The following is a 20833-nucleotide window of genomic DNA, read 5'->3' as shown; positions in this document are numbered from 1 at the left end:
CCATGAATATGAATATGCCGGTGCTCCGCCGTGCGACCCTGGTGCTGGCGGTATCGGCATTCGCGCTCGCAGGATTGGCGCGCGCCGACGATCCGCCGCAGCCGCGCGCCGAGGCGGCAGCGCCAGCCGGACAGAAGGGCGGGCGCGGCGGCGCACAAAGCGCGTCGCAGAATGCATCGCCATCCGCCGAGCCGCACCGTCTTCCGTCGGATTCGACCTCGAAGCAGACGCTCGATCTTCCCGGCCGCACTCTCAATTTCGCAGCGACCGCTGGTTCGATCCGCGTGTTCGACGGCAAGGGTGAGCCGGTGGCCGACATCGCCTATACATCCTATGAGCTCGACGGCGCAGACCGTGCGACGCGCCCGGTGACCTTCCTGTTCAACGGCGGGCCCGGTGCGTCGTCGGCATGGCTCCAGTTCGGCGCGGCCGGGCCGTGGCGGCTGCCGCTCGATGGCGAAGCGCTGTCGCCGTCCGCCTCGCCCGAGGTGAAGCCGAACGCGGAGACCTGGCTCGATTTCACCGATCTCGTCTTCATCGACCCCGTCAACACCGGCTACAGCCGCTTCGTCGCGAGCAGCGATGACGCGCGCAAATCGTTCTACTCCGTCGACGGCGATGTCAATTCGATCGCGTTGGTGATCCGCCGCTGGCTCGAGAAGCACGACCGGCTGACCTCGCCGAAATACGTCGCCGGCGAAAGCTATGGCGGCATTCGCGGGCCGAAGGTGGTGCGCCAGTTGCAGCTCCAGCACGGCGTCGGCGTCAGGGGATTGATCCTGGTGTCGCCGCTCCTGGACTTCCGCGAATTCACCGGCACCAGCCTCCTGCAATATGTCGCGACGCTGCCGAGCTATGTGGCGGTGGCGCGCGAGGCGAAAGGCCCGGTCAAGCGCGCCGATCTCGCCGACGTCGAGGCCTACGCGCGCGGCGAATTCCTGGCCGACCTCGTCAAGGGCGAGGCGGACAAGGAGGCGACCAATCGTCTTGCCGACAAGGTCGCCGAGCTCACCGGCATCGACCAGGCGGTGAGCCGTCGGCTTGCCGGCCGCTTCGACGTCGGCGAATTCCGCCGCGAATTCGACCGCAAGAACGGCGAGGTGACGGGGCGCTATGATGGCTCGGTACGCGGCCTTGATCCCTATCCGGATTCGAGCAGCTCGCGGTTCGGTGATCCCTCGGGCGATGCGCTGCAGGCGCCGCTGACGAGTGCGGCGGTTGACCTGCTGACACACAAGCTCAACTGGCGGCCCGACGGCTCCTACGAGGTGTTGAACGGCGCCGTCGAGGGTCATTGGGATTTCGGCCGCGGCATCAATCCGCCGCAATCAGTCTCCGAGCTGCGCCAGATCCTTGCCACGGATGCGAAGCTGAACGTGCTGGTCGCGCACGGCCTGTTCGATCTCGCCACCCCCTATTTCGGATCGAAGCGGGTGCTCGACCAGTTGCCGGCCTTCGCAACGCAGCGGGTCAAGTTCGTGGTCTATCCCGGCGGCCACATGTTCTATTCGCGCGACGGCTCGCGGCAGGCTCTTCGGAGCGAAGTCGAGACTCTCATTCGGGAGTAGGCCGTCGCGTGCGCGGCTTGTATCTTCGTCCGATCTCACGCGCCACGACGGCCGCAGGCTTGATGTTGGCGCCCGCGATCCAGACGTCACTGACCTTGCCGCGCTTGTCGCGGACGCGGCGCACCGGCTCGCCGTGGCTGGAGTAACCGGCGGCCCAGGCGAGCTTGCCGGTGTCGCGGCCGGTGACCTCGATCTCGGCGGCGTCCATGAACGGGTTGTTGAACTGGGGATTGGCGACCAGCACGCGGTTGCCGACCGGCACGAGGTCGTTCGCGCCCCAGATCGTCCACCAACGGCCGGTCCAGTCGCGCACGCGGCGGTCGGGTGCACCACGGGACTGGAAGACGCGCAGGATCTGCATCGCGCCGTCCATCCAGAACGGGGCCGCGCCGTCGATGGAGTTGCTGAGGATGCTGATCGCGAGCTCGCAAGCGGGGATGGAGCAGGTCCTGGAGATGTAACCTTGAAAGCCGCCGCCATGGCCCAACCAATCCCAGCCGTCGGTTTTGCCGGCGTTGACGCCGAGGCCGTAATAGGCCTCGAAGCTTTGCGGCACGCGCCAATGGTTTCGCGTCATCTCGCGGCGGCTTGCGACCGATAGCACGCTCTTTTTCGCATTGGGCGCGAGCTGCGCGTAGAAGCGGGCGGTATCGGCGGCGGTCGCGATGAAGCCGGCGGCGGAGGCCATCGCGTGCGCGGGATTGTCGCCGGGGATCACGCATCGCTCTCCGTACGGCAGCTTGCGAGTGTGGCCGCGCGCGAACGACGCGCCCTTGGGAAGCGGCGCGTCCGGCTCGGTCTCGCGCAGGCCCGCAGGTTCGATGATCTCGCGCTTGATCCAGACCGGGTAGGGCTCCTTCGTCACGGCCTCGATGACGAGACCGATCAGCCCAAAGCCGTGATTGGAATATTTGAAGCGTGTGCCCGGCTCGATTGCGGTCGGCCGCTTCAATTCCGCGAGCAGCTCGCTCGCGTTGAGATAGGGACGGCTGTCGATGAACTGGCCGGAATCGGCGCCGTCGCGCGTCAGTCCCGCGCTGTGCGAGAGCACTTGCGCAATCGTCGTTTCGGCGACGCGCGGATGCAGGCCGGCGACATGTTGGCCGATGGAATCGTCGAGCCGGAGCTTGCGCTGCTCGCGCAGCTTCATGATGCCGGCCGAGGTAAAGCTCTTCGAGTGCGAGGCGATGCGGAAGCGGTGGCGCGGGGTGAGCTTCTCGCCGGTGTCGAGATTGGCGAGGCCGAACGCATGCTCGGCAACCACCTCGCCGCGATGGACGAAGGCGACCATGACGCCCGGCTGGTGGATTGTGGTGTGCTGGAATTCGATCCAGGAGCCGATGTAGTCGATCGCGGATCGCAGCCACTTGTCCATTGCGCACCGATTTACCAGGAGAGTGTTTGATGCGAGAGGCTAACCGAGAACGCAGAACGGGCACAACCCTGAGGTTGTGCCCGTTCGTCCCATTCGGAGATGCGATGTTCTGTTCTTAATAGACCAGCGTCGCTCCGGTCGGCTTGTCGAGCGCGGCGGCGAGCGAGCGATATTCGGAGCTGTCGGTGCCGGCGAGCGAGGCGAGCTTGTTCAGGTGATACTGCGCCTGCTCGCGGTTGCCCTGCTCGAGCTGCCAGAGGCCATAATACTGCCAGGTGCGGACGTGGTTCGGATCGTCCTTCAGCGCGAGCTCGTAATAGACCTTCGACGACTGGTAGTCGCCGAGCTTGCGATAGGAGTAGCCGATCAGATTGGCGACGTCGGCGACGTCGTCGCGCTTGAGCGACTTCAGCTGGCCGATCGCGCCGGTGTAGTCGTGATTGTCATAGATCGTGGTGTAGGCGGTGCGATAGGCAGCAAGGAATTTCGGATCGCTGACTGAGGAGCTCTTCTTCTTGCCCTTCTTGGTCGAGGTGTCGGATTTCGGTGGCGAGGAGGGCTCATCGCTGCCGGCGGCATAGGCGCTGGTCAGCACCGGCGCCGCTGCCACCGACACGGCGACAAGTCCCGGCACAAGAAGCATTGAGAGTTTGCGCATATAAGTTCTCCGGTATGGAACGTGGCGATCCTACACGATTGCCCAAAGACCGGAACACCCATCAGGCAAAAACATTCCCGCCATCCTGGCCTAGGGCGGATGACAAACTTGTCATCCAGATGAACGGGAGCCTGCTGTGGGCTTCAGATTGGGTTCAGTGCGAGCCTCCTAGGCTCCAACCTACGGTCAAAGGGTTGGCGAGAGGGCGCCCGCCTCAAGATCCTTCCAAGAGGAGACCAACCATGTTGAAGACCATTTCCGCAGCCTTGCTCGCAGCCTCCGTGATCGCAGCCCCGGCCTTCGCAGCCGAGACCGCCACGACCACGCCGGTGATCAAGGCAGACCAGAGCCAGACCAAGGTGTCGACCACCGCCGCGAAACCCGATGCCGGCCTCAAGGCCAACGTCAAGGCTTCGGACGTCAAGGCCGATGCCAAGGTGGACACCAAGTCGAAGGCGATGAACGCCAACGCCGCCGTCACACCGGACGAGCACAAGACCGTGCGCAAGCATCGCCACCACCACAAGCATCTGTCAGCGAAGAAGTCGCTGAAGACGCAGCCGGACGTGACCAAGCCGGCGACGATGGAGAAGCGCAGCTAACGACTGAGCCTGCGCGGCGGCGTCCTAGCATTGCCCCGGCCGCCGCGTGAGGAATTCAGGCCCGGCCCGTTCGTCACGCCTTGCGCGAAAGCTCGAGGTGCTGGCGGCGGGCCGGTATGACCATGCTGAAGCCCGCGAGCAACGTCCCAGATTTGGCGGCCGCAAACAAAACCTCGAAAACAACCCCATGCACAGTAGCGGGTCGTAGATAAATCAATGGTTTAAGGGGTGGCGTATTTGCGGATTTTACGAATCTGTTTGACTCGTCGGGCAAAACACCTGTAGACATGCATCATTGCAACCTTGGGGCTAGAACGTCTCCGAGACTGATCGAGCGGAGAGCGTAAGCGGTGCGGCGACTAGCGGAACGCGCAGTGAGCTTGGCGTTGATGCTGGCACTGCCGCTGGCGCTCACGGGATGTTTCGGCAGCGATGGTGACCGTCCAACCCTGATGGAGGGGACCCAGGCCGGAGGTCCACAACCGTTCCCGGATAATTTCCGTGGCGACACGCTGGCCTTGATGCGCAGCTATCTGAACAATCCCGTCGGCGTGCGTGACGCCAGCATGGCCGAGCCGGCGCAGCGCGAGGTCGGAGGCCGCCAGTTCTACGTCAGTTGCCTGCACTTCACCCCACGCGAGACCGACGGCACCTACAAGGCCATGAGGGAGCGCGCCGTGATCTTCGTCAACGGCCGGGCGGACCGCGTCGTCGATCGCGCCAGCGAGCTGTGCGCGGGCGCGGTTTACGTACCCTTTACGGAACTTGAAAAGATGACGCGGTAGCGCAAAGCCCACCTTCATCGCTTGGTGATAGACAAAGCCCGCCGGAGCTGCCGGATCACATTTCGGGGAGCTTTGAACGGGGTGGTTTCGCGTTGCGACTAATCGTTACGGAATGTTTTGTTTCCGACGGAAAAAACCGTCGGCACGCGCCTGTCGGACGGAACAAAATCGCGCTGTTGCCGCTCCGTCACAGTAACGAACGATCAACGTTCCGGCATCGCCTCGAAGCAACCCAATTCACGCCACGTTGTTTCCTGAGTGTCGAATTGAAAGAACGGGGATAATCATGAAGAGGATTTTGCTGGGCGCGGTTGCCCTGCTTGCGCTGGCTGCGCCGGCTGCCGCAGCCGACATGCAGGCGCGCACCTACACCAAGGCTCCGGCCTACACGCCGCCGCAGGTGATCTACAACTGGACCGGCTTCTACATCGGTGGCCATGTCGGCGGCGCCTTTGCCGGCGACAGCAGCTTCCAGTCGAGCGACGCGCGCTTCCTCGGCGGTGTTCAGGGCGGCTTCGACTACCAGTTCGCGCCCAATTGGGTCATGGGTGTCGAGGCCCAGTATTCCTGGCTGCCGACCAACAACGGCGGCGCTACGTTCCCGCTGGGCACGCAGGTGACCTCCAATACCGACCAGCTCGGCTCGGTGACCGGTCGCATCGGCTACACCTGGGGACCGGCGCTGCTTTACGCCAAGGGCGGTTATGCCTGGCGCAATGGCGGTCTTGGCGTCAATGTCGCCGGCGTCCCGCAGCCCTTCACCGCCACCGGCAACAGCAAGGACGGCTATACCGTTGGCGCTGGCCTCGAATACATGTTCGCGCCGAACTGGTCGGCCAAGGCCGAGTACCAATATTACAACTTCGGCAACACGACGATCACCTCCGGTCCGGCTGACGTCGTCGGCGTCCGCGGCCGGGAGGACGAGCATACCGTCAAGGTCGGCGTGAATTACCGCTTCGGCTGGGGCGGTCCGGCAGCCTCGCGCTACTGACGCGCCACCAGCGACCCACGACCTGACAAAGGCCGGCTCTCGCCGGCCTTTCGTTTGCCCAGCCCTCGTTCGCAAGTCCTTTGTTTGCATCGCGTCAACCATCTGGCGCGTCATTTGCAGGCAAACGTTCTGGCGGGCGCTTTCTCACGCGCGTCATGGAGCTCGGGTAAAGCAAAAATAATTTTTGCAGCTTACGGAACTCGCGCGCCGGAACGCGTTATATGACAATTACCGGGCTGGTGGGACGACGGACATGCGTATCTTGGTGTCGGCTGTGGTGCTCTCGTGCTTCGTCAGTTTGCCGTGCGCTGCCCAAACAATCCTCAAATCCGAGCCTCTGATGCTGGCACCCTACGAGGTGGCCTTCGTCAAGGACGCCTCGTGCTCCTCCGGTAAGGTGCTGAAGGTCACCGGCGCGATCCGTGGGCTGCATCGCCGGAAGGCCTGCGTGGCTCTGGCGGGCGAGCAGGCGTCACTGGCCACCGCGACCCCCTAAGCTTTTCCTGAGCTCTGGCTTCCCAGCTTTGATTCCTCTTTAGGAATTCAGCTCAAGCTCCATCCTCGCTTGGCGATCAGCCTCGGCCTTGTTCCGGGCCGGGTCCTCGCCCTGTGCGGCCCGGCACGGCTTGATCTCGTAATCGTTGTCGAGCACCCGGCGTGGCCCGGGACGGTTGTCATCCGCGGTTACGTCCACGACGAGGCCACTTCGCTGCGCGAGCCTCCAGACGTCGGACTCGTCAGGATAGGCCTTGCTGATCTGGGCATCGTTGCAGAACAGGGCGTAGGGCATTGTTCCCGCTCCTGGAAAGCGCATTAACGAATTTGACGGGGTAGGGGTTCCGCTCGCCGGTCGATCACGCGGCCGTGATCAGGGCCGTCGGGTCCTGAGTCCTTAACGAGTCCTGAATCCCGAAAAAAAGAATCCACGGGACTCATTTGGCGGAATCAGCGGATGTTTTCGGTCATGACGACGGACCTGAAAACCTCTTGCGGGCACATGCTGCTGCCCCTCACGCTGGCCCTGTTCGGCGCCTGCGCGGCCAATCTCTGGCTAGTGTGGTCCTGGCTTTAGTCCAGCGACGGGAGATCCGGCTTTACTTGTCAGCCGGTGGACGGGAGGAGGGCTCGCGGATGGCGGCCCGCAATTTGGTCAGGGTGGCCGCGCAATATTCCTCGCGCTCGCGCTCGAACCGCTCCTGATGCTTGCGGAAATTGGCGATGCGGGCCTGTATTTCGGTGCGGACGTCGTGGCTCGCCACCCGGGACGGCGGGAGAGGTAACGGCAGCGGCGGAGCGGCCTTAAGTGACTCGGTCCCGATGATGGTGTTGACGGGGGCGATCTGCACCGACGCGGCCACTGTCGCCATCGGGATCTCCGGTGGATGCAAGTCATCCTTTTTGCCGGTTACCGATTGGACGAAAGCCATTGTCTGCGCGATCAGCGCGTCGCGTTCCGCGATCCACTTCATGGTGCACCCCTGTTGGCGCCATTCCAGCAAAGCTGGCCGGCCGAATCAAGAAGGTGTTGGGTGGGGGATTGCATATTTTTCCCGGCCGCCCGACAGTGGGGAATGGATGCCAAAGCAGACCATTCAGCCGAAGCCGAGGGCTTGAGGCTCGTCCGCGCGTTCCTATCGCTGCCGCCCGACAAACGGGCGGAGGTGATCGCGTTCGCTGAGGAGTTGGCCCGCGCCAAACGCCGTCCGGAGGAGGGCGCCGACGTCTCGCCGGCGTGAGCGCTAGCGCTCCCGCGGATTGAGGTTGGGCTCGAACGGCGCCCCGACCACCCGAACCGGCGTCGGCGTGGCCCCGTCTATTGCTACCGTTTCAGCCCGCTGCTTTGCCGGAGCCGGCCAGGCAGCCTGTTCGAACAGCGCAACAGCCCCGGCCAACGCGCTACAGCACAGCGTCACCGTGGCCAGCAGAAACATGTTTCGATTTTCTTCCCTGATCCGCATGGGTCGACAACGGCCGACGCCCTTGACCGGTTCCGTCTGACCATGCCCGGATCGCTCCCCAAACTGCCGGCGGGACGCGATCAGGACATGGCCAGGGCAAATCTTCAAAGACAAATCTTCAGAACCACGGATCGAGGTCGCCTCACGGCAGCGCAGATCGAGGTTGGGAAGCAAGCCGCCCATCAGCGCAAGCGCGACATGGTCAACCTTGCCGACGGCTTTGAGCGCGCAGCCGGCGAGATCAAGACGGTGGGCGCGGCGCCCACCGAGCTTGAAGCGTCGTCCTCGACGCTGGCCAAGTGTTTTCCACGGCCAAGATGCTGGCGAGCGACAGCAACCGGCTGGGTGGCACAAACTCCGGCGGCACGGCGCCCCGGCAAGCAGCTGATTTATTGCGGCAGCAAGAGGGACATCGCGATCGCGAACAGGAAGCCCGTTGCGACGATCGCCGCGACAGCACCCGCGGTGATCTTGGCGATCTCTCGGCTGGTATAGGGAGGCATGGGATGCGCATGCTACCTCATGTTGAACTCTGATCCAATCTGTGGTCAGTAGCCGCGCCCGAAATGCGTGCGGCCAACGTCCATTCCCGAAGGTCGATCCATGAACGAGGATATCAGCGACGGCTGGACCGCGTCCGCGGCTGCTTGGATCGTCGAGCAGGGTGAAGACGGCGACTATGGTCGCCGCTTCGTGCTGGACGCGCCGATGCGAGCGCGGATCGAAGGGCGCGGCTTCCGCAATGCGCTCGACGTTGGCTGCGGCGAGGGGCGCTTCTGTCGCATCATGCAGCGCGCCGGCATCCGCACCACCGGCATCGACCCGACCGAAGCGCTGCTCGCGCGTGCCATGAAATTGGACCCGCAGGGCGACTACCGGCTTGGCCGAGCTGAAACAATGAAGATCGAAGCGCCATTTGATCTGGTCGTCAGCTATCTCAGCCTAGTCGACATGCCCCATCTCGGTGCGGCGATCGGGAAGATCGTGGCAGCGCTGCGGCCGGGCGGTACGCTGCTGATTGCCAATCTGACCAGCTTCAACACCGCGGGTCCGCCCGACGGCTGGACGCGTGACGGCGACGGCGCCTTGCGCTTCAACATCGATCATTACATGGAGGAGCGGCCGACTTGGGTGACTTGGCGCGGCATCCGAATTCTGAACTGGCATCGTCCGCTCAGCACCTACATGACGCTGCTACTCGATCAGGGGCTCCTGTTGCGCCTTTTCGTCGAGCCGCAGCCCAGCGGCGGCGACCCCGACAGGAATGCCTTTCATCGCCGGGTGCCTTACTTCCACATCATGGAGTGGCAGAAACCGGTTTTGAGGATGGGATGAGATTCGGATGGAACGCATGACCACAGTGTTCACAACGTAGTCTTAAGGTCCGGACGATGATCTCCAAGCGCCCACCCGTGCTCGCCCATGAGCGGTTCACCGCCGACCGCGAGAATTTTGTCGGCCTCGATCTGGCCGCGCGGTTCGAGCGCATCGAGAAGACCAACCTGTGGGGGGCGGCCAGTTCGGTGTCGGGCCTCGGCTCGGAGAATCCCGCGACCGCAGCAATCCGCGAGGAGCTTCCTGCACTCCTGCAACGGCTCGGCGCGCACTCGCTGCTCGATGCGCCCTGCGGCGACGCGGGCTGGATCGGCCGCCTGAAGCTGCATCTCGACTACACCGGAATCGACATCGTGCCGTCGCTGATCGCGGCCAATCGCAAGCGCGTGGCTGGCGGTGAGTTGTCAGGCCGGTTTCTCGTTGCCGACATCACACGCGATGCACTGCCGCGTGCCGACGTGGTTCTGTGCCGGGACTGCCTGGTCCATTTGAGTTTCGACCACATCGTCCGCGCCGTCGCGAACTTTCGCGCCAGCGGTGCGCGTTTCCTGCTGGTCACGACGTTTCCCGAATGGGACGACAATTGCGATTGCGAGGACGGCGACTGGCGGGCGCTGAACATGGAGAAGGCGCCGTTCGACTGGCCGGCACCGCGCGAGCTGATCAACGAGCGTTGCGAAGAGGGCGATGGCGGCTGGCGCGACAAGAGCCTCGGGCTGTGGCGGCTCGATGAACTGCCCGATCGTGTCCTCACTGCCCGGGGGATATGACGGACGCGGGTGGAACGTCCGTTGCGTGAGTGATTGCCCTCGCGCTATACTTTGGGTTGCATGATGCCGTCTCGCATTGCGGTGACGATGTTGGAGCACGCCATGAGACCGAGTGTTGTCGCCGTCGCCATGCTGGTCTGGTGCTGCGCGCCCGCGTTGGCGCAGCAGGACGGCGCTGCGCTCTACGCAAGCCACTGCGCGCAATGTCACGATGGCGGTGATGGCCAGAGCCGTGTGCCAGGCCGCGGCGCCATGCAGGCGATGTCGTTCGATCATGTGCTGGGAACGCTGACTTCTGGAAGCATGGCGGCAATGGCGAAGGACCGCAGCGACTCGGAACGGCGCGCGATTGCCGCCTTTGTCACCGGCAAGGCCGCGGTGGGCGACAATGCAGTCGATGCGGAGGGACGCTGCACGCAGCAGGTCAATTTCTTTCCGCAAGCGCTCGATGGTCCGCGCTGGAATGGCTGGGGCGTCGACGTTGCCAACAGCCGCTTCCAGTCGGCCGAAATGGCCGGCCTCACCGCGGAAGAGGTGCCGCGCCTCCGGTTGAAATGGGCTTATGCCTTTCCCGGCGCCTCGGTGTCGTTTGCGCCGCCGACCATCGTGGGCGGTCTGCTGTTTATCGGCGGCACTGACCGCAAGGTGCACGCGCTCGACGCGCGAAGCGGCTGCACGAGGTGGACGCTGCCGACCGATGCCGCGGTGCGCGCGGCGATCAGCTTCGGGCCGCTTCCCGGCACCGATCAGTTCGCGATCTTCTTCGGTGACCTGCGCGCCAATGCCTATGCGGTGAACGCACTGACTGGCGCGCTGATCTGGAAGACGAAGGTCGAGGAGCATCCGGCAGCGCGCATCACTGGCGCGCCGACGCTGCATTCCGGCGTGCTCTATATCCCGGTCTCCTCGCTGGAGGAGGCCGCCGGTTCGCAGGCCAGTTACGAATGCTGTACCTTCCGCGGCAGCGTGGTCGCGCTCGAGGCAGTGACCGGCAAGCCGGTGTGGCAGGCCTACACGATCCCCGAGGTGCCGCATCCGACCGGCAAGAATGCGAGAGGCACGCAGCTGTTCGGCCCGTCCGGCGCGGCGGTGTGGTCGGCACCGACGATTGATCCGAAACGCAACGCCGTCTACGTCGCGACCAGCAATTCCTATTCGAATCCACCCGCCGCAACCGCCGATGCGGTCCTCGCCTTCGAGCTTGCGACAGGTAAGCTGCTCTGGAAGCAGCAGGCGACCCCGAGCGACGCCTTCATCGTCGCGTGCTTCGGCGCGGACAAGACCAATTGTCCTGAAGATCACGGGCCCGACCACGATTTTGGCCAGTCGCCGATCCTCGTGACCTTGCGTGACGGCAGGCGCGTTCTTGCCATCGCGCAGAAGTCCGGCGTCGTGCACGCGCTCGATCCTGATGATGGCGGCAAGATCCTGTGGCAGACGCGGATCGGGAAGGGCGGTGCGCTCGGCGGCAGCGAGTGGGGCTCGGCCGCCGACCAGGATCGCATCTATGTCGCGAACTCAGACGTGCGGTTCCTGCGCGATGGTACGCGGCGGCTCGATGCCACCCAAGGCGGCGGCCTGTTCGGCCTCGACCTCGCCAGTGGGAAAATTGCGATGGAAGTATCTCCTGTCGCCTGTGGCGATCGCCTCCAATGCAGCCCTGCGCTGTCGGCTGCCGTGAGCCTGATCCCCGGCGTCGTGTTTTCCGGCGGCGTCAGCGGCTTTCTGCGCGCCTACGCGACGGCCGACGGAAAGCTGTTGTGGGAATACGACACGGCGCGAGACTATACGACGGTGAACGGCGCCCCTGCTCATGGCGGCGCGATCGACGGCCCGGGGCCGATCATCGCCGGCGGAATGCTCTACACCAATTCCGGCTACGGCCAGTGGGGCGGCGTCGCCGGCAACGCACTGCTGGCGTTCGAGGTTGCGAAGGAGTGAGGGTCAGTCCTGGATTGCCCTGCCCTCCAGCCGAGCGACAGAACCTGTCAGCCAACTGAGGAGGAAGAGCTTCGATGATCGATGCCCAATGCAGGTGCGGCGCTCTCGCGCTGTCGCTTCCAGGACCTTCCAGCCTCGTCGTCGCCTGCCACTGCATTGACTGCCAGCGTCGAACCGGCGCGCCGTTCGGGGTCGGTGCGTTCTATCCGGCGGAGGGCGTCACGATCTCAGGGACGTCGAAGGAGTACGTCCGGACAGCCGCAAGCGGCGGCAAGGTCCGCAGCTATTTTTGCCCCGAGTGCGGTTCGACGGTCTATTGGAAAGCGGACAATCTGCCTGCGATGTTCGGCGTTGCCCTGGGCGCGATCGCGGTTCCGAACTACCCGGCGCCCATCAGCTCGGTTTTCGAACAGTCGAAACATGCCTGGGTGGAGATATCAGGCGCCGAGCACTTCCAGCAAAGCAGCGCACCGAAGCATTCGAAGTGAGCGTTGCGCGTCAAATTTCGCTCCAAGGCTTCGCGGCAAGACGAATTGACGCCGTTCCCGTGGGTTCCGCCGAGGGTTGGAATTGCGGCAGTCCCTCTGCTTCGCGTGAGACAATAGCTAGCCGTCCGGATTGGAACGAACGTGACAAAAATTCGTTTGCCGACCGGAGCTAACGATGAATAACGCGGAAATTTTCGAACCTTTCTTGAGGCGGTTGCGGGTCAGCACCGAAATTGATGAAGAGGACGAGGCCGCTATCCGTCATTTGCCAATGACGGTGAAACGGATGGCTGGCGGTCAGCCGGTCGTTTCTCTCGGAGATCGACCTTCGGCGTGCTGCCTTGTCGTTGATGGCTTTATCCTGAGATCAAAGATCGTCGGCAATGGCCACCGCCAAATCATGGCCTTTCACCAACCCGGCGACATCCCCGATCTGCAGGGTCTCTTTCTACATGTGATGGACCATGACGTCAGCACGCTTGGCGATAGCGTTCTCGGCTTCATTCCGCATGCAGCGGTGCGCTCACTGATAAGAAAGCGGCCTAACGTGGCCGAAGCGCTTTGGCGCGATACACTGACCGACGCCGCGATCTTCCGGGAGTGGATTTGCAACGTTGGTCAACGCGAAGCCACAAGCCGCGTGGCGCATCTCGTGCTTGAGCTTTACACCAGATTGAAGGCGATCGGTCGAGCGGACGGCCTGTCCTTCGACTTTCCGGCCTCTCAGGCACTCCTCGCCGACGCCGTCGGCACGAGTGTGGTCCATATGAATCGCGTCGTTCAGCAGCTACGTGCTCAGCGCGTGTTGGACCTGGAGCGGGGAAGAATATCGATCCTTGATGAAGCCAGGTTGCGCGAAATAGCAGACTTCGACGTGCTTTACCTTCATCTCAATCCGTCGCTCTGAGCCATGAAGTTCTACTTCGATATCAAGGACGACTTTTTCGCTGCGGTCGACGAGGATGGGGTGGATTTGCCCGGCCCGGAAGCCGCCGAAAAAGAGGCGATCGCAATGGCGACCTCGATTGCCAGAGACGTTGCGTCGGCAAAGGGGGCGCAGGTCCTCATTATAGTCAGGAACGAGAAGCACCCGCTGCTCGAGTTGAGTGTAACGGTCGCCCGGAAAGCTCTGACGTGATTGCGTGGGAAATCGATTCTAGCTGTCGTTAGACGGAGGAGTGCCCCGATCTATCAGGCCGCGGTGTCGGCTAAATCGGTGGTGCCGGCTGAGGGGATTGAACCCCCGACCTTCGGTTTACAAAACCCGGCGAGCACACGACGTGCTGAATATGAAAAGCTGCTGCAGCACAGGGCTTTTCATCAAATTTTCTGATCCTGAACCGAAGGCCGGTTTCCTGATTTTGATCCTGCCGCGGTCCTGCCGAGGGTGGCTGTCTGTACCTCTTCCGGCGTCAGGTAGGCCAGGTACATCTCGGTCGTCTTGATCGACGTGTGGCCGAGCCGCTGCTGTAAAACATAGATGGATCGGCCGCTTTTCAGCCAATTGACCGCGTGAAGATGGCGCAGATCGTGGAATGGAAACGGGCGAAAGTCCTGATCCTGTTTTGGGCCTGCTCGGCGACCGCCTCGACGATGCGGCCGAAGTTCGATGAGGCCTGGCGGTAGCGGTCCGCCTTGCGCTGGCCGAGCCGGCTTCGGGGGCCCGCCTCCGCCCGATGCCAGAACAGCGCCTTGGTCTCGATCGAGGCGGGCAGGGAATTCAGAACCTCGAACCCGAAGTCTTCGCCGGCGTCGACCAGGTCGATCACGCGCAGCTTGTTGCGCTTGCCGATCACCATGAGCTGGCGGCGCTCGCGATCGAGATGGGCCCGGTCCGCCTTCACAAGCTCGTCCAGGCGGGCGCCCGTCTTCAGGGCGGCCACGATCATGCCCGCGAAAAGCTTCGGCGCGCGGTCGATCACCATCTGCACGTGGGCCATCAGCGGCAGCACGATCGGGTCGCGTCGCTCCTGCAAGCGCGATCGCCGGCGCCGGCCGGGCTTTAGCCATGTGATGACAGGGTTGTCGTCGCGCCAGCCCTCATCGACCATCCAGTCGCAGACGCTCGACAGGGCAGTGAGGTCGCGCTTGATGGTGGCGATCGAGGCAGTGACCGGGTGCTTACGGCCCTTCGGCACAGCTGGCACGTCCCGGCGGCTCTCGACGATGCTGCCAATCAGGGCCTTGTCGATTTCGTCCACGTAGAGGCCCTCGAGATGGGGCCCCAGCACGTCGAGGGAGGTCAGGTAGCGGTTGAAGGTGCTTTCGCTGATCTGCGTGGGGATGAACTTGCCCCAGCCCTGCAGCGCCTCCGCAAAGGTGCGGCGCTGGTCGCCATAACGTTGGGCGGCTACCGCGCGGTCGCGTTCCGCTTTGCGGCGGCTTCGCGCAACTGCCGGATCGTCTGTGCGTAGAGACCATTTGACGTCGAGTCCGCCGGTCTGAATACGACCGTAGAGGACACCGTCCCGCCAGAAACAGCCCTTTGTAGCCTTCCGGCTTCCCTTGCCCTTTGGCATATCTCGGTCTCACGCGCCTGGTTGTACTGGTCGAGAAGGGCAGCATCGAAGGTCCAGATGCCTCGCGGCTTGGCTGCGCCGGGGATCTCGCCACGAGCCGCCATGTCGCGCACTGTACGGGGCTCCAGGCCGAGGATCGAGACCGCCTCTGCGATTTTTACCCGTTTTCTTGGAAGGTCGGGCGAGGCCATCAAGCGGCCTCCTCTCGCCGGCATCTCTCGCCCTGGATCGCACCGCAGGCCATGCAGCTGCCGTCGAGGTCGACCTCGTTGGTGGCGCAGCGCTGCGGCGGCGCGTCGTCGTCGTCGCTGATGCGGCGTTCGATGACGCCGGCGCAATCGAGCATACGCGCGACCATGGCCTCGCAGTCGCGGAGTTCGACCTGAGGGAAGCCGCGGCCTTGCAGGTCGTGCATCAGCACGCCGGCCATGATGATGCTGACGCCGCTCATTGCTGCTTGCTCCGCTCGGCGATCGCCACCATCACGACCGCACGCATCGCGACCAGGTCGCCGCGCTGAGCGTAGAGCCGCGTGGTCACCCGATAGGGGTTGATCCCCAGCTTCGCCCAGAAGGCTTCCTCGCAGCCGCGGTGCTGCGCGTGGCGGGCGTTGAGATGGTCGTCGCGACACAGCGGCAAAGCGCGATCATCCGAGACCCGCTTGCCGAGCATGTTCTTCATGCCGAAGGCGGCGCAGGAATATTTGACGTGGGCGGCCTCGCCGCAGGGTTCGACGCCGCAGTAAAGGCACGGCAGCTGCCGCACCTCAGCGAGGTACTTTGGGTGACCTCCTTTCGGTTCTGCCTCCACGCGCCGCGGTGCGGCCGCGGTGATGCGCTTAAGCAGCGAGCCTGGCGGCTCTGGGTAGGAAACGCGTTGGGGCCGGGAAAGGGTCACGGCTCGCACATCTCCATCGCCACCACGTGCTCGGCTGCTGTCTGCCGGACATCGGCGAGCAGTGCGTGAACCTCGAAAGGCGAGTAGCCGAACGAGATCAGCGTCATGATGGAATCGCCGTGGTCGACGAAGGCGCCGGTCTCGACCAGGCGCGAGGCCATCTCGGCGACCTTGGCGATACGCTGGGCGCGGACGGCATCGAGCGAGAGCGAGCCGTCGGGCAGGGGGTGGATTGTGGCGACGATCATCTGCTCAACCCCACAAGCTCTTGGCGCAGTTGCAGCACACGACATCGCCGCAAGAGCCGATGGCGTGGTGCCGTCCGTCGGCGCTGAACGCACATTGCGCGCCGGGATCGAACGGATCCTCGACGGCGGCGATCATGGCGGCGATGTCGCGCTCGCTGACGAACTTGACGACTTTTGCCGTTTGCGCGGCGTGGCGGGCCGGCTTGGGTGCGATTTGCATGGCGGTGATCCTCTGGCTCTTGAAGAGAAGCGCGAGGTGGGCGGCGGCGTTACGCCACGTGCCGCCGCCCGGCCGCGCGGGTGATCAGGCGAACAGGTTCTGGCTGTGGTGCCGGGCATGCGGCATGCGATGCCCGCGGTAGAAATTCCGCTTCTGGGCCGCGCGCGCGACGGCGCGATCGAGCACCTCGCGCGTGGCCTGGTTGAAGGGCTCCGGATCGATGAAGCGCGGATGCAGGTTCTTCGCTTCCGCGAAGGATTTCGACATTGTCGCGATCAGGATGCCTCGCTCCGAGGGCACCTCGATCGTCACCATCGACTTCGGCACCCACACGGCTTTGGCATAAATGCCGCAGTCAGAGACGAGGATTGCCTTCGCCGCCGCGGTGCTGGTCGCGCTGCGGCACGTTCGGCAGGAAGACCGACCAGGACCACCCGCCGATGCCGCCGACGCCGACGCCGCGGAATATCCGACCGATCGAAAGCTCGTCCCAGATCACCTCGTAATCGTCAGGCGCGGTCTCGCCGCCGATCACGGTGCGGCGCATGGTGAGGTCGTCGGGCATGTGAGAACGAATAGAGAATTTTTCCTCACCCGAAAAGGGTGTTCAAAAGGTGAGAAAACCACGCCGTTTTTCGTCAACGAAATTAGCGCTGCTTAAAGCACTGGCGATCCCGGCAGGAATCGAACCTGCCGATGGATGACAGAAAGTGGATCGCCATCATGGTCGCCTCGATGCTGCTCCTGGTCGCGGTCGCAGCACTTCTTGTGCAGCGGCCGGGCTGGTGACGGACACCCACACGGGATGAGTCGCTAGCGCGGAGCGCTCGCTACCAGAAACCCAAAGGCTGCGGGCACTTGCACGCCTGCAGCGAACGACCCACACCTCGTTGGCGAATACCCATCGTTCATCGACACCAGGTGGCGCCACCTGCCCGCGAGTTGATTACCCTATTGAAATGCAAGTGTACGACGGCCCCTCTTGCAGGTGAATCGCGAGAAACCTCCCTGCGATGTCCTTCCGGATCTGTGCCGAGGAATGTCTAGGCTGGCTGAGATTTCCTGCACTGTGAATTAGGAGGCCGGCGACAATCCGCTTGAGTAGAACTGTGATGTTCACTCTTCTCGCATAGCGTCGCCCCTCATCGGAAGAGAGGCCTTTGATTTCTTCGACAAGATCGAGCAGCCCTGCTTTTAGGTCGTAGCTTGCTTGGTCGAGCAATGCCGGATGAGCCAGAAAAGCAAGGACGGTGATCTCAAAGTCTTTGTATGTCCAGGCGGAGCGGCTGCAGGCGCCATCATTCAAGACCTGCTCGCATACGAGGACCTGCACATTCGAAATCCGATGGAAGATGACTTTGCCGCCGCAATAGCCGCACGAGCATAGGTCACCGAAGATATTAGCGAGATCATTTCCTTTTCGCCCGCGATGCGCCAGATTCTGCTGGCGGGCTGCCTGTGCAGCATCGAAAGTCGCCTTGTCTATGGCTGCAGGGTAGTAGTCGGAAATGGGAGGGCCGCTCGGGATACCCTTCTTATGACCTGCGGCGAAGGACTTCGGCTGGTGCTCGCCGTAGGTCGCTCGGTTCCTGAGCATTGAATCTATGGTGGTGTTGTCCCAGTTGAGCGCTCGGGTGAAAGTCGGCACCTTTAGTTGGTCGAGATAATTTGCGATGGCGTAGCTGCCCATCCCGCCGATCGCGAGCTCGAAAATCTTTCGCACGGTTTCGGCACGGTCCGGCAGAAACACGAAAGACAACCGGTCGTCAGTGAGGCCGAGCCAACTTGGCGCCGCTGAGATCTTTTTGCTTACCTTAGACATAGAATCCTGGGTCCCGAGTGGGTGGCCGCGCGAGCGAAGCGGACACTCGATTCGCCCTTAAGTGCAAATAATTCCCACCTTCAAACGCACTGGAGGAGCATGTTCCCGCGGGTGAACCCGTCCTCACACGAAGTACTCACGCAGCTGTGAGAGATCAAAAGTCCAGAAATTGCAATTACTTAGGCGAACATAACCTTCGGCAAGATGCGTGATTTTTGTGCAACACCTGTCTGAAAACAAGCTTTCACAGCCCATTTCGGAGCGTTCTCTTGTTGTGTGTGCACGGACCATCGATCATGGTGATTGAGCGACGGAGGGGGGCATCCCGAGGTCGTCCCGTCTTAGGTGGTTCGCTTAAGTCCCTCGCGTTCAGCGGGTGTGTCCGAAGGCGCGAAGCGACTAAGCGGTGAATTTAAGGGACAAGGGAACCAACCTTAGGGTGTCTTCACCCAGCGGATCCGGAACCTTCCCTATGGCAAACTTGGAGGTTTAACATGAAGTTGGTTAAGAGCCTTTTGCTCGGTTCCGCGGCGGGTCTGCTCGCTGTTGGCGGAGCGCAGGCAGCCGATCTCCCCGTGAAGGCCAAAGCGGTCGAATACGTGAAGATCTGCTCCCTGTACGGTGCGGGTTTCTACTACATCCCCGGCACCGACACCTGCATCAAGCTGGGTGGTTATCTGCGCGCTGAAGTCGCGTTGGCAACCAACGGCGACTATGCAGCGAACATGACCGGTGTTGGTGCGGCGCACAATCGTCTAAGCAACTACTACACCATCCGCTCCCGTGAAGATCTCAACATCGACACGCGCACCGCGACCGAGTACGGCGTCGTCCGTACCTTCTTCGACGGCGTGTTCTCGTGGACCACGGGCGGCTACACCGGCGCTGGCACTGGCGTGACCACCGGCGGAACCGCGTATGATGGCAGCAACCCCGCAGGTTCGGGCGCCGGCCAGGTCTCTGGTGGCTCGCTCGGCGTGTACTACGCCTTCATCCAGTTCGCTGGCTTCACCATGGGTAAGGCCGTATCGCAGTTCGACGCGCCTTGGACCAACTACCCCGCCAACAACTTCGACAGTCTCGTCGGCGGCGGCGGCACCGTCACTGGTGTGAACCAGTTCACCTATACCGCTGACTTCGGCCAGGGTATCACGGCGTCGTTCTCGGCGCAGGATCAGGTTGCCTATATGCAGGCTGGCAACGTCAACCTCGGCGTCCCCGGTACTGTGCTGGGTGGTTCTGCGGCGACCGCTGCTGGTATCCTCGGCGGCGCTTATGGCCTCAACAACACTGGTGGATCTCGCTCGCCAGACTTGATTGCCATGCTCCGCGTCGATCAGGCTTGGGGTCTGTTCCAGGCTTCGGTTGCTGCGCATGACAACCACGCTGGTTACTATGGCGCCTTCGAAACGTCGGGTCATCCTGAAGACAAGTGGGGCTGGGCTGCTCAGCTGGCCTTGTCGATCAAGAACGTCCCGACCGGCGCGGGTGACACGATCAACATCCAGGGCGTCTACACCGACGGTGCGACCCGCTACAACTTCCAGCCGACGTCGAGCGCTGGAACTTGGTCTGCTTTCGGCAGCTCTGGTCTGGCAGGCGCTTATCAGAGCATCGGCATTGCCAGCGCTCCTGATACGGTGTTCGTGACCGGCGGCGGCCAGGAGACGATCAAGACGTGGGGCATGCGTGGTGGTTACACCCACAACTGGGACCCCTACTGGAACTCGTCGATCTATGGTGCTTGGGCTCAAGTGAACTACTCGGGTGCAGCTGCTGCTGGTGTTTGCGCGAACTTCTTCGGGACGCTCGGGACCACGGCAGGCACGACTTGTAACCCGAACTTCAACATCGCCCAGCTCGGCTTCGTCACTCGCTGGACCCCGGTGAAGAACCTGACCTTCTCAGGTGACTTCAACTGGACCCATCTGGACCAAAAGTACTCTGGTGCGGTGGTTATCCCCGCTGCTGGTCTGGCGGCTGTTGCCAAGCCGCCGGGCACTTACGAGTTCAAGGATCAGGACAGCTTCACGCTGCTGCTCCGCGCTCAGCGCAACTGGTAAGTTCGGTTTAAAAACCTAACCTCCAAGAGCCCTCGGCGGGAAACTGCCGGGGGCTTCTTGTATTGTTGATAGATGGTGGAAGTTATGGCTCTCGATCAGGTCCATCACCCGCAGCGACCAGAGGTGGTTGAACAAATCGTACGGGTGGTTCGATCCCTCGACTTCTTGATTTCCGAGGTTCAGGCCAAATGGGCAAGCGCGCTGAGCCTTACGGTGCCGCAATGGAACATGTTCGTCATTGTTGCAGAATCCCACGAGCACGGTGGTCTGCCAGTGAAATCCGTTGCTGAAGCAATGCGGGTGAACTCCTCGTTTGTCGTCAACCAGTCGAGACCGTTGGAACAGCTCGGTCTAATCCGTCGGAAAAATTCGAGCACCGATAAGCGATTGGTGTATCTTTCCGTGACCCCGAAGGGACTGAAGGAGCTGGGCGCTCTCGACGAGAGCAGAAGCGCCATCCGCGCCGCCATCAAAAAGGAAATGGGGGAGGCGGCGACGTTGCACACCATAGAGCTTTTGCAGCAGCTTGAACGCTGTTTTGCGCGCTGCCGGTTGCGGTTGCAGATCGACGAATAGGACAAGAACGGACG

Annotated in this window: 28 protein-coding genes and 1 pseudogene; 15 read left to right on the top strand and 14 right to left on the bottom strand. The window is 62.8% G+C overall.

The genetic code is table 11. The annotated features are described in order from the left end of the window. Window positions 1–2: 2 nt before the first annotated feature. Window positions 3–1568, top strand: a complete 1566-nt coding sequence (locus IVB50_RS36800; RefSeq protein ID WP_247299735.1) for a peptidase S10 — start codon at window positions 3–5, stop codon at window positions 1566–1568. Here IVB50_RS36800 and IVB50_RS36795 read toward each other — a convergent pair. Beyond that, window positions 1555–2943 (bottom strand): serine hydrolase domain-containing protein, encoded by a 1389-nt coding sequence (locus tag IVB50_RS36795; protein ID WP_247299733.1) that lies wholly within the window; start codon window positions 2941–2943, stop codon window positions 1555–1557. The two genes, IVB50_RS36800 and IVB50_RS36795, sit on opposite strands and share 14 nt — an antisense overlap. A gap of 115 nt (window positions 2944–3058) precedes the next feature. Continuing rightward, window positions 3059–3601 (bottom strand): tetratricopeptide repeat protein, encoded by a 543-nt coding sequence (locus IVB50_RS36790; protein WP_247299730.1) that lies wholly within the window; start codon window positions 3599–3601, stop codon window positions 3059–3061. 242 nt (window positions 3602–3843) lie between these two features. Between IVB50_RS36790 and IVB50_RS36785 the strand changes: the two genes are divergently transcribed. The 4 genes from IVB50_RS36785 to IVB50_RS36770 all read left to right on the top strand — a co-directional run bounded on the left by IVB50_RS36785 (window position 3844) and on the right by IVB50_RS36770 (window position 6478). Then, window positions 3844–4203 carry a hypothetical protein gene (locus IVB50_RS36785; protein WP_247299728.1) on the top strand — a complete coding sequence of 120 codons (360 nt, stop codon included), beginning with the start codon at window positions 3844–3846 and terminating at the stop codon, window positions 4201–4203. A 389-nt stretch (window positions 4204–4592) separates the two neighbouring features. Then, window positions 4593–4988, top strand: coding sequence for a hypothetical protein (locus tag IVB50_RS36780; protein ID WP_247299800.1), 396 nt, complete (start codon window positions 4593–4595; stop codon window positions 4986–4988). 286 nt (window positions 4989–5274) lie between these two features. Further along, window positions 5275–5982, top strand: coding sequence for an outer membrane protein (locus tag IVB50_RS36775; protein ID WP_085384994.1), 708 nt, complete (start codon window positions 5275–5277; stop codon window positions 5980–5982). Window positions 5983–6235: 253 nt separating this feature from the next. Further along, window positions 6236–6478, top strand: a complete 243-nt coding sequence (locus IVB50_RS36770; RefSeq protein ID WP_018455389.1) for a hypothetical protein — start codon at window positions 6236–6238, stop codon at window positions 6476–6478. Window positions 6479–6517: 39 nt separating this feature from the next. Here IVB50_RS36770 and IVB50_RS36765 read toward each other — a convergent pair whose 3' ends face one another. Beyond that, window positions 6518–6772: a hypothetical protein gene (locus tag IVB50_RS36765; RefSeq protein ID WP_018455390.1), complete on the bottom strand. Its 255-nt coding sequence runs from the start codon at window positions 6770–6772 to the stop codon at window positions 6518–6520. A 304-nt stretch (window positions 6773–7076) separates the two neighbouring features. Further along, complete coding sequence (locus IVB50_RS36760; protein ID WP_247299726.1) at window positions 7077–7451, bottom strand: hypothetical protein; 375 nt, start codon at window positions 7449–7451, stop codon at window positions 7077–7079. A gap of 102 nt (window positions 7452–7553) precedes the next feature. On the opposite strand from IVB50_RS36760, the gene IVB50_RS36755 reads away from it, so the two are divergent. Then, complete coding sequence (locus IVB50_RS36755; protein WP_247299724.1) at window positions 7554–7718, top strand: hypothetical protein; 165 nt, start codon at window positions 7554–7556, stop codon at window positions 7716–7718. A gap of 3 nt (window positions 7719–7721) precedes the next feature. Here IVB50_RS36755 and IVB50_RS42840 read toward each other — a convergent pair whose 3' ends face one another. After that, window positions 7722–8114 (bottom strand): hypothetical protein, encoded by a 393-nt coding sequence (locus IVB50_RS42840; protein WP_345946271.1) that lies wholly within the window; start codon window positions 8112–8114, stop codon window positions 7722–7724. On the opposite strand from IVB50_RS42840, the pseudogene IVB50_RS36745 reads away from it, so the two are divergent. The 7 genes and pseudogenes from IVB50_RS36745 to IVB50_RS36715 all read left to right on the top strand — a co-directional run. Continuing rightward, window positions 8016–8237, top strand: a pseudogene (locus IVB50_RS36745) (methyl-accepting chemotaxis protein); the annotation flags it as partial. The gene IVB50_RS42840 and the pseudogene IVB50_RS36745 overlap by 99 nt on opposite strands. Before the next feature lie 306 nt (window positions 8238–8543). Then, entirely contained in the window at window positions 8544–9275 is a 732-nt protein-coding gene (locus tag IVB50_RS36740; protein WP_247299719.1) for a class I SAM-dependent methyltransferase, read from the top strand. Window positions 9276–9331: 56 nt separating this feature from the next. Next, window positions 9332–10045: a class I SAM-dependent methyltransferase gene (locus tag IVB50_RS36735; protein ID WP_247299716.1), complete on the top strand. Its 714-nt coding sequence runs from the start codon at window positions 9332–9334 to the stop codon at window positions 10043–10045. 102 nt (window positions 10046–10147) lie between these two features. Next, window positions 10148–11986 (top strand): PQQ-binding-like beta-propeller repeat protein, encoded by a 1839-nt coding sequence (locus IVB50_RS36730; protein ID WP_247299714.1) that lies wholly within the window; start codon window positions 10148–10150, stop codon window positions 11984–11986. Window positions 11987–12060: 74 nt separating this feature from the next. Next, window positions 12061–12474, top strand: coding sequence for a GFA family protein (locus IVB50_RS36725; RefSeq protein WP_018455398.1), 414 nt, complete (start codon window positions 12061–12063; stop codon window positions 12472–12474). Between the two features lie 175 nt (window positions 12475–12649). Then, the gene (locus IVB50_RS36720) at window positions 12650–13381 is read left to right on the top strand and encodes a Crp/Fnr family transcriptional regulator (RefSeq protein ID WP_247299712.1); all 732 of its coding nucleotides are present in this window, start codon (window positions 12650–12652) and stop codon (window positions 13379–13381) included. 3 nt (window positions 13382–13384) lie between these two features. Then, window positions 13385–13612 carry a hypothetical protein gene (locus tag IVB50_RS36715; RefSeq protein ID WP_018455400.1) on the top strand — a complete coding sequence of 76 codons (228 nt, stop codon included), beginning with the start codon at window positions 13385–13387 and terminating at the stop codon, window positions 13610–13612. A 182-nt stretch (window positions 13613–13794) separates the two neighbouring features. Here the strand turns inward: IVB50_RS36715 and IVB50_RS36710 are convergent, their stop codons facing one another. From IVB50_RS36710 to IVB50_RS36670, 9 genes are all read right to left on the bottom strand, one after another. After that, window positions 13795–14001: a hypothetical protein gene (locus tag IVB50_RS36710; RefSeq protein ID WP_247299798.1), complete on the bottom strand. Its 207-nt coding sequence runs from the start codon at window positions 13999–14001 to the stop codon at window positions 13795–13797. Continuing rightward, window positions 13971–14993 carry a site-specific integrase gene (locus IVB50_RS36705; RefSeq protein WP_247299710.1) on the bottom strand — a complete coding sequence of 341 codons (1023 nt, stop codon included), beginning with the start codon at window positions 14991–14993 and terminating at the stop codon, window positions 13971–13973. Before IVB50_RS36705 ends, IVB50_RS36710 begins: the two co-directional genes overlap by 31 nt. A 190-nt stretch (window positions 14994–15183) precedes the next feature. After that, the gene (locus IVB50_RS36700) at window positions 15184–15444 is read right to left on the bottom strand and encodes a hypothetical protein (protein WP_018455401.1); all 261 of its coding nucleotides are present in this window, start codon (window positions 15442–15444) and stop codon (window positions 15184–15186) included. Next, complete coding sequence (locus IVB50_RS36695) at window positions 15441–15890, bottom strand: hypothetical protein (RefSeq protein WP_157642932.1); 450 nt, start codon at window positions 15888–15890, stop codon at window positions 15441–15443. The genes IVB50_RS36700 and IVB50_RS36695 overlap by 4 nt, the downstream gene beginning before the upstream one ends. Further along, window positions 15887–16138: a hypothetical protein gene (locus IVB50_RS36690; RefSeq protein WP_018455403.1), complete on the bottom strand. Its 252-nt coding sequence runs from the start codon at window positions 16136–16138 to the stop codon at window positions 15887–15889. Before IVB50_RS36690 ends, IVB50_RS36695 begins: the two co-directional genes overlap by 4 nt. 4 nt (window positions 16139–16142) lie before the next feature. After that, window positions 16143–16358, bottom strand: a complete 216-nt coding sequence (locus tag IVB50_RS36685) for a hypothetical protein (RefSeq protein WP_018455404.1) — start codon at window positions 16356–16358, stop codon at window positions 16143–16145. An 84-nt stretch (window positions 16359–16442) separates the two neighbouring features. Further along, complete coding sequence (locus tag IVB50_RS36680) at window positions 16443–16673, bottom strand: hypothetical protein (protein WP_039799414.1); 231 nt, start codon at window positions 16671–16673, stop codon at window positions 16443–16445. 40 nt (window positions 16674–16713) lie between these two features. Then, on the bottom strand, window positions 16714–16923 hold the full coding sequence (locus IVB50_RS36675) for a hypothetical protein (protein ID WP_018455406.1): 210 nt from the start codon (window positions 16921–16923) through the stop codon (window positions 16714–16716). Between the two features lie 381 nt (window positions 16924–17304). Further along, the gene (locus IVB50_RS36670) at window positions 17305–18180 is read right to left on the bottom strand and encodes a recombinase family protein (protein WP_018455408.1); all 876 of its coding nucleotides are present in this window, start codon (window positions 18178–18180) and stop codon (window positions 17305–17307) included. Window positions 18181–18674: 494 nt separating this feature from the next. Between IVB50_RS36670 and IVB50_RS36665 the strand changes: the two genes are divergently transcribed. Beyond that, window positions 18675–20243 carry a porin gene (locus IVB50_RS36665; protein ID WP_018458101.1) on the top strand — a complete coding sequence of 523 codons (1569 nt, stop codon included), beginning with the start codon at window positions 18675–18677 and terminating at the stop codon, window positions 20241–20243. 84 nt (window positions 20244–20327) lie between these two features. After that, complete coding sequence (locus IVB50_RS36660; protein ID WP_157643049.1) at window positions 20328–20819, top strand: MarR family transcriptional regulator; 492 nt, start codon at window positions 20328–20330, stop codon at window positions 20817–20819. The last annotated feature ends 14 nt before the right edge of the window (window positions 20820–20833 follow it).

The sequence above is a fragment of the Bradyrhizobium sp. 87 genome, from assembly GCF_023073015.1.
GTDB lineage: Bacteria > Pseudomonadota > Alphaproteobacteria > Rhizobiales > Xanthobacteraceae > Bradyrhizobium > Bradyrhizobium canariense_D.
The sequence above is the reverse complement of the archived record's forward strand: the minus strand, read 5'-3'. Positions and strand labels throughout refer to the sequence as shown.

Coding starts and splice junctions, on each gene's coding strand:
- IVB50_RS36660 (WP_157643049.1), top strand. CDS start 20,328: ATGGCTCTCGATCAGGTCCATCACCCGCAGCGACCAGAGGTGGTTGAA.
- IVB50_RS36680 (WP_039799414.1), bottom strand. CDS start 16,673: ATGGTGACGATCGAGGTGCCCTCGGAGCGAGGCATCCTGATCGCGACA.
- IVB50_RS36780 (WP_247299800.1), top strand. CDS start 4,593: ATGCTGGCACTGCCGCTGGCGCTCACGGGATGTTTCGGCAGCGATGGT.
- IVB50_RS36665 (WP_018458101.1), top strand. CDS start 18,675: ATGAAGTTGGTTAAGAGCCTTTTGCTCGGTTCCGCGGCGGGTCTGCTC.
- IVB50_RS36760 (WP_247299726.1), bottom strand. CDS start 7,451: ATGAAGTGGATCGCGGAACGCGACGCGCTGATCGCGCAGACAATGGCT.
- IVB50_RS36675 (WP_018455406.1), bottom strand. CDS start 16,923: ATGCCCGACGACCTCACCATGCGCCGCACCGTGATCGGCGGCGAGACC.
- IVB50_RS36755 (WP_247299724.1), top strand. CDS start 7,554: ATGGATGCCAAAGCAGACCATTCAGCCGAAGCCGAGGGCTTGAGGCTC.
- IVB50_RS36800 (WP_247299735.1), top strand. CDS start 3: ATGAATATGAATATGCCGGTGCTCCGCCGTGCGACCCTGGTGCTGGCG.
- IVB50_RS36770 (WP_018455389.1), top strand. CDS start 6,236: ATGCGTATCTTGGTGTCGGCTGTGGTGCTCTCGTGCTTCGTCAGTTTG.
- IVB50_RS36720 (WP_247299712.1), top strand. CDS start 12,650: ATGAATAACGCGGAAATTTTCGAACCTTTCTTGAGGCGGTTGCGGGTC.
- IVB50_RS36705 (WP_247299710.1), bottom strand. CDS start 14,993: ATGCCAAAGGGCAAGGGAAGCCGGAAGGCTACAAAGGGCTGTTTCTGG.
- IVB50_RS36775 (WP_085384994.1), top strand. CDS start 5,275: ATGAAGAGGATTTTGCTGGGCGCGGTTGCCCTGCTTGCGCTGGCTGCG.
- IVB50_RS36730 (WP_247299714.1), top strand. CDS start 10,148: ATGAGACCGAGTGTTGTCGCCGTCGCCATGCTGGTCTGGTGCTGCGCG.
- IVB50_RS36790 (WP_247299730.1), bottom strand. CDS start 3,601: ATGCGCAAACTCTCAATGCTTCTTGTGCCGGGACTTGTCGCCGTGTCG.
- IVB50_RS36795 (WP_247299733.1), bottom strand. CDS start 2,943: ATGGACAAGTGGCTGCGATCCGCGATCGACTACATCGGCTCCTGGATC.
- IVB50_RS36785 (WP_247299728.1), top strand. CDS start 3,844: ATGTTGAAGACCATTTCCGCAGCCTTGCTCGCAGCCTCCGTGATCGCA.
- IVB50_RS36670 (WP_018455408.1), bottom strand. CDS start 18,180: ATGTCTAAGGTAAGCAAAAAGATCTCAGCGGCGCCAAGTTGGCTCGGC.
- IVB50_RS36740 (WP_247299719.1), top strand. CDS start 8,544: ATGAACGAGGATATCAGCGACGGCTGGACCGCGTCCGCGGCTGCTTGG.
- IVB50_RS36715 (WP_018455400.1), top strand. CDS start 13,385: ATGAAGTTCTACTTCGATATCAAGGACGACTTTTTCGCTGCGGTCGAC.
- IVB50_RS36735 (WP_247299716.1), top strand. CDS start 9,332: ATGATCTCCAAGCGCCCACCCGTGCTCGCCCATGAGCGGTTCACCGCC.
- IVB50_RS36690 (WP_018455403.1), bottom strand. CDS start 16,138: ATGATCGTCGCCACAATCCACCCCCTGCCCGACGGCTCGCTCTCGCTC.
- IVB50_RS36765 (WP_018455390.1), bottom strand. CDS start 6,772: ATGCCCTACGCCCTGTTCTGCAACGATGCCCAGATCAGCAAGGCCTAT.
- IVB50_RS36685 (WP_018455404.1), bottom strand. CDS start 16,358: ATGCAAATCGCACCCAAGCCGGCCCGCCACGCCGCGCAAACGGCAAAA.
- IVB50_RS36725 (WP_018455398.1), top strand. CDS start 12,061: ATGATCGATGCCCAATGCAGGTGCGGCGCTCTCGCGCTGTCGCTTCCA.
- IVB50_RS36700 (WP_018455401.1), bottom strand. CDS start 15,444: ATGAGCGGCGTCAGCATCATCATGGCCGGCGTGCTGATGCACGACCTG.